This is a genomic window from Streptomyces sp. NPDC086554 (assembly GCF_040686095.1).
In the GTDB taxonomy this organism is placed as follows: Bacteria; Actinomycetota; Actinomycetes; order Streptomycetales; family Streptomycetaceae; genus Streptomyces.
Map to the genome: position 1 here is coordinate 135140 of NZ_JBFBJK010000019.1, position 12151 is coordinate 147290.

Genomic DNA, 12151 nt, shown 5'->3' on the forward strand with positions numbered 1-12151 from the left:
TCAAGGGAGGGCCCGGGAGGTGAGACGCCCGTGACGGCCGGAGCCGTACGACAGGGAAGTGCCGCACGAGCTGCCGGCCGGTGCGGGCGGGCGTCTAGAGGAAGCTGACGTTCTGCGCGAGGGCGAGCCGGCTGGAGTAGTTGATGGTGTTCGTGGCCGGGCGCATGTACGCGCGCCAGGCGTCGGAGCCGGACTCGCGGCCGCCGCCGGTCTCCTTCTCGCCGCCGAACGCCCCGCCGATCTCGGCACCGGACGTGCCGATGTTCACGTTGGCGATGCCGCAGTCGGAGCCCTCGGAGGACAGGAAGAGCTCGGCCTCCTGCTGGTCGCGGGTGAAGATGCTGGAGGACAGGCCCTGCGGGACGTCGTTGTGCAGGGCGATGGCCTCCTCCAGGGTGTCGTAGGTGAGGACGTACAGGATGGGGGCGAAGGTTTCCTGCCGTACGACGTCGGTCTGTTCGTCGACACGGACGATGACAGGTTCGGCGTACGCGGCCTGCGGCGCCGCCTCGGCCAGGCGCCGGTTGCCGCCCGCGAGGATCTTGCCGCCCTGCGCCTGGACGCGGGCGAGCGCGTCCCGCATGCCGTCGAGGGCGGCCGGGGAGATGAGCGGGCCGACCAGGGTGTTCTCGTCGAACGGGTCGCCCATGGGGAGCTTGGTGTACGCGGCCGTCAGCCGTGCGACGAGCGTGTCCGCGATGTCGCGGTGGACGATCAGGCGGCGCAGCGTGGTGCAGCGCTGGCCCGCCGTGCCCGCGGCCGCGAAGACGATGCCCTGCACCGCGAGGTCGAGGTCGGCCGACGGCGCCACCACCGCGGCGTTGTTCCCGCCGAGTTCGAGCAGCGAGCGCCCGAAGCGCTCGGCCACGCGGGGGCCGACCTCACGCCCCATGCGGGTGGAGCCGGTGGCGCTGACGAGCGCGACGCGCGGGTCGTCCACAAGGCGTTCGCCCACGGTGCGGTCGCCGAGCAGCAGACGGTGTACGTCGCGGGGCGCGCCGACCTCCTCCGCTGCCTGGGCAAGGAGCCGGTCGCAGGCCAGGGAGATCAGCGGGGTCAGCTCGGACGGTTTCCAGACCACGGTGTCGCCGCAGGCCAGCGCCACGGCCGTGTTCCACGACCACACCGCGGCGGGGAAGTTGAACGCGGAGATCACGCCGACCACGCCCAGCGGGTGCCAGGTCTCGGCGAGACGGTGGCCGGGCCGTTCGGAGGCGATGGTGCGGCCGTAGAGCTGCCGGGAGAGGCCGACCGCGAAGTCACAGACGTCGATCATCTCCTGGACCTCACCGAGCGCCTCCGAGCGGATCTTGCCCGCCTCGACGGTGATCAGATCGGCCAGGTCGCTCTTGTGGTCGCGCAGCAACTCGCCCAGGCGGCGCACGAGTTCACCCCGGCGCGGGGCCGGTGTGGTGCGCCAGGCGAGGAACGCCCCGCGGGCGGCGGCGACGGCATCGTCGACTTCGCCGGCGGTCGCCGCGGTCAGGCCGAACAGGTCCTCGCCGGTGATGGGCGTCCGGGCCTGGAAGTCGGCGCCGTCCGGGACGGTGACGCCGATGCGCTCCAGGCTCGCGCGGGCGCGGGCACGCAGGTCGTCGGTGGTGGGCAGGGGGGTGGTGCCGGTCATGGTGCTCCCTGGGGGTGAGGTGTGCGGGTGGGGCGGAGGGGTTTCAGGCGTGCGTGCCGTCGAGGTCCAGACCCAGTTCGCGGCCGACCTGGGTGATCGAGCTGCTCCGGCGGTGCTCGTACAGCGCGAACGGGTCGAGGACCTCGCGGCCGATCGCACCGGAGAGCCAGCCGCTGTCGTACGCGGTGCCTTCCTGGTCGGTGTGCCGGGAGCCCTCGCCGCTGAGGTTGGACTGGAAGATGCCGGCGGCGGAGCGCGGCAGGAAGTCCTCGTAGACCACGGGTTCGGCCCGCAGCCAGCCCTGATCCACCAACTCGCCGATGGTGGCAGGGGGTTGGTCGCTCTTGCGGGCCTGGTCCGGGGCGACGTGGTAGGTGAAGTAGGCCAGCTCCTGGGGGGCGAGTTCGCGCTCGCTGCCGGGGACGTGCTCGGCCCACAGGGCGCGGGCCAGTGCGCTGCGGTCCGCCGCCGGGCGGGCGACCGCCTGGCTGTCGACGAGGGTGAGCAGGCGGTCGTAGAGCGCGCGACCGGCCGGCGTGAGGGCGATGCCGCGGGCCTCGACCTCACCGAACCGCACCCGCAGCGCGCCGCGCGTGACGGTGCCGTCCGCCTGGCGCAGGGCGCGCGGTTCGGCCAGGGCACGGAAGGACGTCTGGCGCAGCAGCAGGTCGGGCCCCTCCCAGCCCGGCGGGCCCTGGATCGCGTCGATCATCTCGATGCTCCGGTCGGTCATGCGCCGGTACAGCTCGTCGATGTCCAGGACGCGCGGGGTGAGGTGGTTGATGTGGGTGGAGCCGACGCCGCCGATGTCCGCGGCGACCGCGGAGACCTTCTCCAGCTCCTCGTACCAGGCACGGTCGATCGGCTCGGCGGACAACTCGAAGGCCTGGACGGCCAGTTGGAGGAAGCGCTCGGCCTCGTCGTCGGGCAGCTCACGCCCGGCCTCCGCCCGGTCGGCCAGGGCGAGCAGCTCCGGCGGGAACAGCTCGCGCCCGGCCAGGAACGTCTCCAGGCGGGAGCGCAGGTCGGCGTCGAAGAAGCGCGGGTCCGCGGGCGTGAGCAGGGAGGTGAAGACCCGGAAGGGATTGCGCGCCAGCTCATCGGCGTCCACGGGACGGAACGCCGTCGACACGACGGGCACCGCGCTCGCGGCCGCCTCCCGCAGGTCGTAGAAGCCGACCGGACGCATGCCCAACGCGCCGAAGATCCGTGCCACGTCGCGCAGTTCGGTGGGGGTGCCCACGCGGATCGCGCCGTGCCGCTCCGCGGTGACCCGGCCGATGGAGCCAAGCCGTTCCGCTGCGGCGCCCCGCGCGCGCAGGACGTCCTCGTTGACCTCGCGCGAGACGTCCACGAGCGTCGTGTAGGCGGGGACTTCCCGGCCGTACATCTCGGAGAGCCGGGCGGCGAAGGCGGCCCGCAGCCGCCACTGGCTGATCATGGAAGGTCTGCCTTTCGAACTGTCGAAGCGGGGAGAGGAGTCATACGACGTGTGCCTCGGGACGGATCGCCGCCCCTGCCCGGAACCGGTCGGCGCTCATCGGCGCGATGTCGACGCACGGCTCCCGCTCCAGGTGCAGATCGCGCACGATCTCGCCGACGGCGGGGGCCTGGAGAAACCCGTGGCCCGAAAACCCGGTGGCGTAAAGGAAGTTGGGCACTTCGCCGGAGCGGCCGATCAGTGCGTTGTGATCGGGGGTGACCTCGTACAGGCCCGCCCAACCGTCGGCGATCGGCATCGCGGCCAGCGCGGGGGCGCGATGGCGTACGACGTCCCGGAACAGGTCGAGCCACTCCGCGCTCCACGTGGTGTCGAAGCCGTCCGGCTGGCCGGGGTCGGCGAGGCCGAACAGCAGCCCGTCGTCGCTGTTGTGGAAGTACGCCGACGACGTGAAGTCGATCGTGAAGGGGATCCGCGGCGCCGACGGCGACAGCGGTTCGGTGAAGGCCAGTTGGCGGCGCACCGGCCGGACCGGCAGGTCGACACCGGCCATGGCGCCGATCTGCCCGGACCAGGCGCCCGCCGTACAGATCACGGTGGCGCAGGCGACGGTGCCGCGGTCGGTGTGCACGGCGCTGACGCGGCCGCCGGCGGTGTCCATGCCGGTCACGCGGGTCTGCGTGGCGAACCGGACGCCCGCCCGTGCCGCCGCGTCGGCGTACCCGTGCACGACAAGGCCGGGGCGGGCGTGCCCGTCGGTGGGGGAGTGGACGGCGGCCACCAGGCCGTCGGCGCTCACATAGGGACACAGGCGCCGCGCCTCGGCCGCGTCGACCATGCGGCTCGGCACGCCCATGCCGTTCTGGAGCCGGACGCTTTCCTCGAACTCCGTGGCCTGTTTCTCACCGGTGAGCAGAAAGAGATAGCCCACGGTGTCCAGGCGGATGTCGGCGCCGGGCCGGTGCGGAAAGTCCTGGAAGGCCCGCAGACTGCGGTGGCCGAGTTCGATGTTGAGGGGGTCGGAGAAGTGGGCGCGGACGCCGCCGATCGGCTTGCCGGAGCTGCCGCAGGCGAGTTCGCCGCGTTCGAGGACGACGATGTCGCGCACCCCGGCCTCGGCGAGGTGGAAGGCGATGGAGGCACCCATCACGCCGCCGCCGACGATCACGACGTCGGCGCTCGGCGGGAGGCTGCGGAAGACGGGGGCGCTGGGCGAACCGGGCGATGAGGACAAGAGACCGATCCCTTCCAGAGGCCGGTGCCCGGTCCAACTGCGCCTGACGGGGCGGCAGTTAACGGGCGCACGGCATGGGCCATCAGAAACTTGCGGGACGCTGATCAGCTAGCTGCCCGTCATCGTGGCGCAACCCGACCGTTGACGTCCATGAACAGTTTCTGCTGCTGATCTTTGACGATCCCTATATGGTCGGGCGCGATCTCCATAGGGTCTGCGCATGGATTGGACCAGCTCCCAGCTGCGCTCCCTGGTCGAGCTGACCCGGCGCGGCACCATCACCGCCGTCGCGCAGGCCCTGGGCTACACGCCCGGCGGCGTCTCCCAGCAGATCGCCGCCCTGGAGAAGGCCGCGGGCACGCCGCTGCTGCGCCGCGCGGGACGCCGGGTGGAGCTCACCGACGCCGGGACGACGCTGGCCCGGCACGCCGAGCGGATCCTGGCGACGGAGGCCGAGGCCGTCGAGGAGCTCGAGCGCGGCTGTGGCGCGGTCTCCGGCACCCTGACCGTCGGCCTGTTCGCCACGGCCGCCGCCGAGATCCTGCCGCCCGCCCTGCGCCAGGTGCGCCCCGCCGCGACGTCACCCCGCACACGGCGGGACGGGCATGGGCCGAGCAGCGCGTGCCTGCGGCGATGGAGAGCAAGGGGCGCATCCCACGGCCCTGAGGAACCTCAGGCCCCGGGACGTACGAGATCGTCTCGCGCCGCATCACCCGCATCGCCCGCGTCGTCTCCCGCGACCGGGCCCAGCGGCGGCTTTCGGCGGCGGGTGGCGGAGGCCGGGCTTGTGAGGACGGCGAGGCAGGCGATCACCAGGGCGATGCCGGTCCAGCCCGTGGTCGGGAGGCGTTCGCCGACGACCAGGACGGCGAGCACGGCGGCGACGGCCGGTTCGAGCAGGGTCAGAGTGGTCGCGGTGCTTGCGGGCACGTGTGCGAGACCCCAGCCGAACAGGACGTACCCGGCGAACATGGGGACGAGCGCCATGTAGGTGCCGACGGCCGCGTTGGACCAGGAGCTGATGAGCGGCGCCCCGGTGGCAAGCAGGACGGGCAGGAGGAGCAGTCCGCCAAGTCCGAAGACGGAGCCCATCGCCGCGCGGGAGGGGATCTCGCGGGTGATGAGACGGTGCGCGGCCCAGGAGTAGAGGGCGTAGGTCACGGCGGCGACCAGGCCGAGGCTCACACCGAGCAGCGTGTCGGCCACGGACGACCGCCCCGCGCCGTCGGCGGCCTGGGCGGCTTCGGCGACGCACAGCAGGACGGTGCCGAGCAGGCCGAGGGTCGCCGCGACCATCCAGCGGCGCGTGAGCCGTCGGCGGTCCATGATCCGCTCGATCAGGGCCGAGGCGAGCGGGGCGGTGCCGAGCGACACCACGGTGCCGACAGCGACCCCGGCCAGGTGCATGGAGCTGTAGAACGCCAGCGGATAGACGGCCACCGCGAGCGCGCCGAGCAGTACCGTGCCGCGCCGGGCGCGCAACCGGGCCGCGTGGCGGACGATCTGAGGCGCGGCGACGAGGGCTTGGAGCAGCCCGCCGAGGCCCATGGCTACGGCGCCGATGGCGAGCGGGCCCACGTCCGGGGCGAACGTCGCGGCCGTGCCCGTCGTACCCCACAGAACGGAGGCCGCCAGCACGCACAGCGCGCCTGTCCCTGCGGAGCGGACGTGTCCGTCGGGCCGCTTCACATCCCGTCCAGGAGACCGGCCGCCATGGCGCGGGCGTGCTGGAGTCGGCCGCCGTCGCCTTCCAGGCCGGCGCGGGCCATCGCGCCCTCCAGCAGGAAGGCGAGGTGCTCGGCCGTCGCGTGCGCCTCGTCGGGGCGCTCGGGCAGCAGTTCCTCCAGGTGGCCGGCGATCAGGCGCTCGACCTCCTCCTTGTGGGCGCGCACCACGGCCCGGCCGTCGTCACCGGCCGGGAGTTCGGCGGCGGCGTTGAGCAGACCGCAGCCGCGGAAGCCGTGCTCGTACGCGAAGGCCGCGTGGTCGGCATAGGCGTCGAAGACCGCCAGAACCCCGTCGCGCGGGCCCTTGGCCTGCGCAAGCCGTGCCCGGTACAGGCCGAGCCACTCCTCGTGGCGGGCGTCCAGGTAGGCCCGGACCAGGTCGGCCTTGGAGGAGAAGTTGTTGTACAGACTCATCTTCGCCACGCCGGCCTCGGCCGTGATCGTGTCGATGCCGGTCGTCGCCACACCGTCCGCATAGAAGCGTCGGGCAGCGGTCGCGAGCAGCCGCTCCCGGGCCGGACGCCGCCGCCCCCGCTCCGGCGCGGGCGTACTCGCATCCGCGGTCTCGCTCATCACAGTCCAAACTGGGTAGGTAGGTCTACCTAGACTAGATGAAGGGCGGGAATCATGAAAGCGGGGCGGGGACGGCCTCCGCGGAGGGAAATCCCACTGATGAGTGACTATCTGCGCAGAGGAGTGATGCTCCTTGCTGGGGCGCCGACCGTGTTGTGACCATCGCCCGATGGACGGACGGAAGCGGAATGCCAAGCTGGACGGCGTCGCAGAGACGACGCTATGGACGTTGCACCACCGCGCTCTGGCCGCGAGGAAGCCCGGCTCGGCCCTGAAGGACCCGAAGGCGATCGAGGTGATCGACGCCGTCGACTACCCCTTTGAGCAGCGGTTCGGCACCGGCAACTGGGGCTTGGCGCAGGGGATGGCGGTACGGGCACGCTGTTACGACCGAGAGGTGCGGCGCTTCCTGAAGGACCACCCGGACGGCACGGTCGTCTCGCTCGGGGAGGGTCTGGAGACGCAGTTCTGGCGGGTGGACAACGGCAGGGTGCGCTGGCTCGGGGTCGATCTGCCCGAAGTCGCCGAGCTGCGGCGGCGGTTGCTGCCGGACGCGCCACGCCACCGCACGCTGTCCTGCTCGGCCACCGACGCACGGTGGATGGACGAGGTCGACGCCTCGCGCGGGGTGCTGATCATCGCCCAGGGGATGCTGATGTATCTCCCGCTGGACGTGGTGCACCGGCTCATCGAGGCGTGCGCCGCCCGTTTCCCCGGAGCGGAGCTGGTCTTCGACACCCCGCCCGACTGGATGGCCGCCCGCACCGCACGGGGGCGGTGGAAGTACCCCGCCGGATACCGGCCGCCGCCGATGCTTTGGGGGATGACACCGGCGCACCAGCGGAAGCTGAACGCGGTGCATCCGAACATCGCCGCCGTACGAGCGGTTCGGGAGCCACGGGGCCGGGGCTTCCTCTGTGGGTGGCTGCTGCCACTGGCCAACCTTCTTCCCGCGATCCGCACGCGAAAGCCCCTCTGGGTGACGCGTGTGTCTTTCGGCCTGACGGAACATCACCAAGGAGTCAACAGATGACGGATCGCCTGCAAGTCGAGCGGGAGTATGGCGGGCTTTGCGCGCCGCGGGAGCCGAGCGAGGGGCCGAGTGGGACGCGGGTCGACGAACGGCCGCCGCCCGTGTCGGAGCAGCGTTCCGTTCTCGTCGAAGGGGCCACGCTGCGGCTGCGGGAGTTCCTGCCCGGCGATGTCGACGGCGTACTCGGCATTTTCGGAGACCCGCGCACCACCCGCGAGTTCGGCATGCCGCCCTTCGAGCGCGCCGATGCCGCGGCGCTGGTCGAGCAGGCCAGGGCCGGCGCCGCGCGGACTCCGCGCACGCACTACCGGCTCGGCGTCAGCGAGATCGCCACGGGCGAGCTGATCGGCTCGGCGAAGCTGATCGTCGAGGACCAGTCGGGCGAGGGCGGAATGGTCCGCGTCGGCTACCGCAGCGCCGAGGTGGGTCTGGCGCTGCGCGCCGACCGGGTGAGCTTCGGCCACAGCGTCGAGATCGGCTTCCTGCTGGGTGTCCTCGGCTTCGACCGGCTCGGACTGCACCGCGTCTGGTCGGGATTCATGCCGTCCAACATCGCCGCGCAGCGGGCCATCGAGAAGGCCGGCATGGTCCGGGAGGGGGTCTTGCGGCACTACGGCCATGTGGGCGGTGTGTGGCACGACATCGTCCAGTACTCGATTCTCGAGGACGACTGGAAGGCGCTCTGCGGACGGTGAGCAGCCGGTGATCGGCAGGTGATCCGCCGGGGCGAACGTTAGCCGCATGTTAGATCTCGGACCCGACCGTTGTCGGATGATCCTTCGCACGGTGAACCTGCGGGGGCCTGCTGCTCTGCCTGCGGGCGAAATGCCCGCAACGTGTGAGGAGATGCCCGGTGACAACGTCACTTCCCGGCACCGTCGACAGCCCGCCCCCACCCGCGAGGAGCCCCTGGAAGGCGCTGGTCGGCGGCTCGATCGGCAATCTGGTCGAGTGGTACGACTGGTTCGTCTACTCCAGCTTCGCCGTGTACTTCGCCTCGTCGTTCTTCCCCGAGGGAAACTCCACGGCGCAGCTCCTGAACACCATGGGCATCTTCGCCGTCGGGTTCCTGATGCGGCCGGTCGGCGGGTGGCTGCTCGGCCGGCTCGGCGACCGCAAGGGGCGCAAGGCGGCGCTGACCGCGACCGTGAGCCTGATGTCGGCGAGCGCACTCCTTATCGCGATCGCGCCGACGTACGACCAGGCCGGATACCTCGGCGTCGTGGTGCTGCTGGTCGCCCGGCTGCTGCAGGGACTCTCGGTGGGCGGCGAGTACGCGGCCAGCGCCACCTATCTGACGGAAGCCTCGGCTCCCGGCCGGCGCGGCTTCGCATCCAGCTTCCAGTACGTGTCGATGACGCTGGGCCAACTGTGCGGCCTTGCCCTGCAGATGGTGCTGCAGCGGACCATGGACCCGGACACGCTCACCTCGTGGGGGTGGCGGATCCCGTTCTTCGTCGGCGCGCTCGGCGCCGCGGTCGTCTTCTACCTGCGCCGCAATCTCCTGGAGACCGAGGCCTACGAGGAAGAGGAGGACGTGGCCGCGGACGCCCGCAACGGCCGCGGCACGCTGCGCGCACTGGCCCCGTACAAGCGGGAGTTGGTACTGGTCCTCGCCCTGACGCTGGGCGGTTCGGTGTCCTACTACACGTACACCACGTATCTGACCAAATACCTGTCGAACACCGCGGGCCTTGCCAAGCAGGACGCCACGCTGGTGAGCTTCTGCGCGCTGACGGTGTTCATGTGTCTGCAGCCGCTGGGCGGCATGCTGTCGGACCGGATCGGGCGGCGTCCCCTGCTGATCGCGTTCGGGGCCGGATCGATGTTCGGGAGCGTGCCGCTGCTCTCGGCGCTCGGCGGCGTGGACGGGTTCTGGCAGGCCTTCGGGCTGATGCTGATCGCCCTGGTGATCGTCACCGGCTATACGTCGATCAATGCGGCGGTGAAGGCCGAGCTGTTCCCCACCCATATCCGGGCCCTTGGTGTCGCGCTGCCCTACGCGCTGGCGCAGGCGCTGTTCGGCGGCACCGCCGAGTATGTGGCGCTGTGGTTCAAGAACGCCGGGATCGAATCGGGCTTCTACTGGTACGTGTCGGGCTGCGCCGCGGTGTCGTTCGTCGTGTACCTGGCGATGCGCGAGACGCGGGACATCGCGCTCAAGCGGTCGGAGCGGGAAGCCGCGGCGGGGGAGGGGAAGTCGGCGGAGACGGTGGCCGAGCCGGCCGGGCGATGACCCGGGTCGCGGGCCGTAAGGCCTGATCAGGGGCGGCGTACCCTGTCCGGGGTCAAGGGGGCGGGGTACGCCGAATCGAGGGGTGACGGATGCAGGTGCTGCTCGTCGAGGACGACGACCGGCTCGCCGAGGTCCTGGGCCAGGCGCTGGCCGCGCGCGGGCACCGCACCGTGCGGGCCGGTCGGGCCGACGACGCGCTGCGGCTGAAGCAGGGCATGGACTTCGTGCTGCTCGACCTCGGGCTTCCGGACCTGGACGGGCTGCAGCTGCTGCGCAAGCTGCGCAAGGTGTCCGCCGTACCCGTCATCGTGATCACTGCCCGCTCGGACGAGGGCACGGTGCTCCAGGGACTGCGGTCGGGGGCCGACGACTACCTGGTCAAGCCGTTCCGTATCGAGGAACTCCTTGCCCGGATGGACGCGGTGATGCGCCGCACCGGACGGACCGGCTCAGGGCCTGCGCCCGCACCGGAGACCGTCCGGGTCGGCGACGTGGCGGTCGACCTGCGCGCCCGGGAGGTGACCGTGGCAGGCCGGCCCGTCGCCCTGACCCGGCGCGAGTTCGACGTCCTGGCGCTGCTTGCCCGCGAGCCGGGTGTGGTGCGGGCGCGCGAGGAGATCCTGGACGCGGTGTGGGGCGACGCCTACTTGGCGGTGTCGCGGTCGCTCGACGTACACATAGCCGGGATCCGCGCCAAGACCGGCTGCCCGGGCCTGATCCGCACCCTGCGCGGCACCGGCTACTGCCTTGCCGAGGGCTGATGCGCCGCCGCCTGCGCCTGACGTATGTCCTCCTGATCGGCGCGCTGCTCGGTGCGCTTGCCGTCCCGCTGGGTCTTGCCTACGCACAGCAGCGCACGCACCAACTGCTCCTGGACCGCCGCGCGGACGCCACCCACCTGGCCGGTCTCGCGGAACAGGCGGTACGGGAAGGCGGGCCGGCCGAAGCGGACCTGGCGGCGGAGGTCCGCCGGTACACCTGGCTCTACGGCGCCGGGGCCGAGGTCAGGGACGCCACCGGAGCGGTCCTCGTGGCGAGCGGCGGGGTCGGCGACGGTGTGGGCGATGCCCGGCACGGTGCCCTTGCCGGGCGGACCACGGAACGACTGCCGCTGGTGACGCCGTTCGGGCCGGGGCGGGTGACGGTGGCCGAACCCGCGGGACGGGACGCCCAGGTCGTCGGCACGGTCCTGCTGGTCGCCCCGGCGGACGCGGCGCGCCGGGACGTCGCCCTGGTGTGGGCGGCGCTCGCCGCGGGCGCCATCGCGATGTTCGCCGCGGCCTATGTGGCGGCGGGGCGCCTTGCGCGGTGGACGCTGCGGCCGGTGGCGGAGCTGGACGCCGCGACAGAGGCGATCGCCGCCGGGCAGTTGCATGCGCGGGCGCCGGTCGGCGGCTCCGGGCCGTCGGAGCTGCGGCGCCTTGAGGAGCGGTTCAACGCGATGGCCGACACCGTGGCCGCGGTGGTGGAGCGGCAGCGGGCGTTCGTCGCGGATGCCTCGCACGAGCTGCGTACGCCGCTTGCCGTGCTGACGCTGCGGGTGGAGAACCTGCGGTCGGAGCTGACCGACCCCGGCTCGCAGGACTACGAGCGCGCCCTCGACGAGATCGACCGGCTCAGCGCCCTGCTCGACGACCTCCTCGCCCTCGCCCAGGTGGAGAGCGGCACGCCCGCCGCGGTGGAACCCGTGGACGTGGTGGGCGAGGTGCGGCCGAGGCTCGACGCCTGGGCGGAGGTGGCCGAGGCACGCGGGATCGACTTCGCGGTCCTGCTGCCTGCGGAGCTGACCGCCCGCTGTGTGCCGCAGACCGCAGGACGCGTCCTGGACGTTGCCGTGGACAACGCGCTGAAGTTCACCCCGGCCGGAGGGCGGGTCGATGTGACCGTGGCCGCGGCCGAGGGGCAGGCGCTGCTGCGGGTCGCCGACGACGGGCCGGGGCTCACGCCCGACGAACTGGCCGTGGCCATGGACCGGTTCTGGCGCTCGCCCCGCCACTCCAACATCGACGGCAGCGGCCTCGGCCTCGCCCTCGCCGACGAGCTGGCCCGCGCGAGCGGGGGCAGCCTGGACCTGCTGTCGCACGAGCCGCACGGCCTGGTTACGCGGCTGCGGCTGCCGCTTCAGTCGTAGCCCGCAGCTTCAGCCGTAGGCGGCGCGGATAGCAGGCGACGGCCCCTGGGCGCAGTGGCACGCTGCCGGTGCCGATCGCGTGCGGTGTTCGGCAGGTACTGCAACGTGGACGGTATGGGTCTCGGCAGTGTCAGCTGTAGGCGGTGCGG

General features: G+C 72.1%; 11 protein-coding genes and 1 pseudogene. 6 read left to right on the plus strand and 6 right to left on the minus strand.

Annotated features, from left to right (window positions below; translation table 11 throughout):
- Positions 1 to 94: 94 nt before the first annotated feature.
- The 3 genes from AB0O76_RS29090 to AB0O76_RS29100 are packed head-to-tail and all read right to left on the minus strand — an operon-like array spanning position 95 to position 4302.
- Positions 95 to 1627, minus strand: coding sequence for an aldehyde dehydrogenase family protein (locus tag AB0O76_RS29090; RefSeq protein ID WP_365496972.1), 1533 nt, complete (start codon positions 1625 to 1627; stop codon positions 95 to 97).
- Between the two features lie 43 nt (positions 1628 to 1670).
- Positions 1671 to 3068, minus strand: coding sequence for a VOC family protein (locus AB0O76_RS29095; RefSeq protein WP_365496974.1), 1398 nt, complete (start codon positions 3066 to 3068; stop codon positions 1671 to 1673).
- Positions 3069 to 3108: 40 nt separating this feature from the next.
- Entirely contained in the window at positions 3109 to 4302 is a 1194-nt protein-coding gene (locus tag AB0O76_RS29100; protein ID WP_365496976.1) for an FAD-binding oxidoreductase, read from the minus strand.
- A 220-nt stretch (positions 4303 to 4522) separates the two neighbouring features.
- On the opposite strand from AB0O76_RS29100, the pseudogene AB0O76_RS29105 reads away from it, so the two are divergent.
- Positions 4523 to 4651 (plus strand): annotated as a pseudogene (locus tag AB0O76_RS29105) (LysR family transcriptional regulator); the annotation flags it as partial.
- Here the strand turns inward: AB0O76_RS29105 and AB0O76_RS29110 are convergent.
- The 3 genes from AB0O76_RS29110 to AB0O76_RS29120 form a co-directional block, all read right to left on the minus strand.
- The gene (locus AB0O76_RS29110; RefSeq protein ID WP_365497127.1) at positions 4606 to 4893 is read right to left on the minus strand and encodes a hypothetical protein; all 288 of its coding nucleotides are present in this window, start codon (positions 4891 to 4893) and stop codon (positions 4606 to 4608) included. The pseudogene AB0O76_RS29105 and the gene AB0O76_RS29110 sit on opposite strands and share 46 nt — an antisense overlap.
- Positions 4894 to 4974: 81 nt before the next feature.
- Positions 4975 to 5991 carry a DMT family transporter gene (locus AB0O76_RS29115; protein WP_365496978.1) on the minus strand — a complete coding sequence of 339 codons (1017 nt, stop codon included), beginning with the start codon at positions 5989 to 5991 and terminating at the stop codon, positions 4975 to 4977.
- Positions 5988 to 6602 (minus strand): TetR/AcrR family transcriptional regulator, encoded by a 615-nt coding sequence (locus AB0O76_RS29120; protein ID WP_365496980.1) that lies wholly within the window; start codon positions 6600 to 6602, stop codon positions 5988 to 5990. The genes AB0O76_RS29115 and AB0O76_RS29120 overlap by 4 nt, the downstream gene beginning before the upstream one ends.
- A 169-nt stretch (positions 6603 to 6771) precedes the next feature.
- On the opposite strand from AB0O76_RS29120, the gene AB0O76_RS29125 reads away from it, so the two are divergent.
- From AB0O76_RS29125 to AB0O76_RS29145, 5 genes are all read left to right on the plus strand, one after another.
- Positions 6772 to 7635 (plus strand): class I SAM-dependent methyltransferase, encoded by an 864-nt coding sequence (locus AB0O76_RS29125; RefSeq protein ID WP_365496982.1) that lies wholly within the window; start codon positions 6772 to 6774, stop codon positions 7633 to 7635.
- A complete protein-coding gene (locus tag AB0O76_RS29130; RefSeq protein WP_365496984.1) occupies positions 7632 to 8330 on the plus strand; it encodes a GNAT family protein in 699 nt (232 codons plus the stop codon). Before AB0O76_RS29125 ends, AB0O76_RS29130 begins: the two co-directional genes overlap by 4 nt.
- 248 nt (positions 8331 to 8578) lie before the next feature.
- The gene (locus AB0O76_RS29135; protein WP_365497120.1) at positions 8579 to 9871 is read left to right on the plus strand and encodes an MFS transporter; all 1293 of its coding nucleotides are present in this window, start codon (positions 8579 to 8581) and stop codon (positions 9869 to 9871) included.
- Positions 9872 to 9960: 89 nt separating this feature from the next.
- Positions 9961 to 10632 carry a response regulator transcription factor gene (locus AB0O76_RS29140; protein WP_365496986.1) on the plus strand — a complete coding sequence of 224 codons (672 nt, stop codon included), beginning with the start codon at positions 9961 to 9963 and terminating at the stop codon, positions 10630 to 10632.
- Complete coding sequence (locus AB0O76_RS29145) at positions 10632 to 12002, plus strand: HAMP domain-containing sensor histidine kinase (RefSeq protein WP_365496988.1); 1371 nt, start codon at positions 10632 to 10634, stop codon at positions 12000 to 12002. Before AB0O76_RS29140 ends, AB0O76_RS29145 begins: the two co-directional genes overlap by 1 nt.
- The last annotated feature ends 149 nt before the right edge of the window (positions 12003 to 12151 follow it).

What these genes read in the sequence shown, in the direction of transcription:
- AB0O76_RS29090 (WP_365496972.1), bottom strand. Translation starts at nt 1,627, where the DNA reads ATGACCGGCACCACCCCCCTGCCCACCACCGACGACCTGCGTGCCCGC.
- AB0O76_RS29095 (WP_365496974.1), bottom strand. Translation starts at nt 3,068, where the DNA reads ATGATCAGCCAGTGGCGGCTGCGGGCCGCCTTCGCCGCCCGGCTCTCC.
- AB0O76_RS29130 (WP_365496984.1), top strand. Translation starts at nt 7,632, where the DNA reads ATGACGGATCGCCTGCAAGTCGAGCGGGAGTATGGCGGGCTTTGCGCG.
- AB0O76_RS29140 (WP_365496986.1), top strand. Translation starts at nt 9,961, where the DNA reads ATGCAGGTGCTGCTCGTCGAGGACGACGACCGGCTCGCCGAGGTCCTG.
- AB0O76_RS29145 (WP_365496988.1), top strand. Translation starts at nt 10,632, where the DNA reads ATGCGCCGCCGCCTGCGCCTGACGTATGTCCTCCTGATCGGCGCGCTG.
- AB0O76_RS29125 (WP_365496982.1), top strand. Translation starts at nt 6,772, where the DNA reads ATGGACGGACGGAAGCGGAATGCCAAGCTGGACGGCGTCGCAGAGACG.
- AB0O76_RS29120 (WP_365496980.1), bottom strand. Translation starts at nt 6,602, where the DNA reads ATGAGCGAGACCGCGGATGCGAGTACGCCCGCGCCGGAGCGGGGGCGG.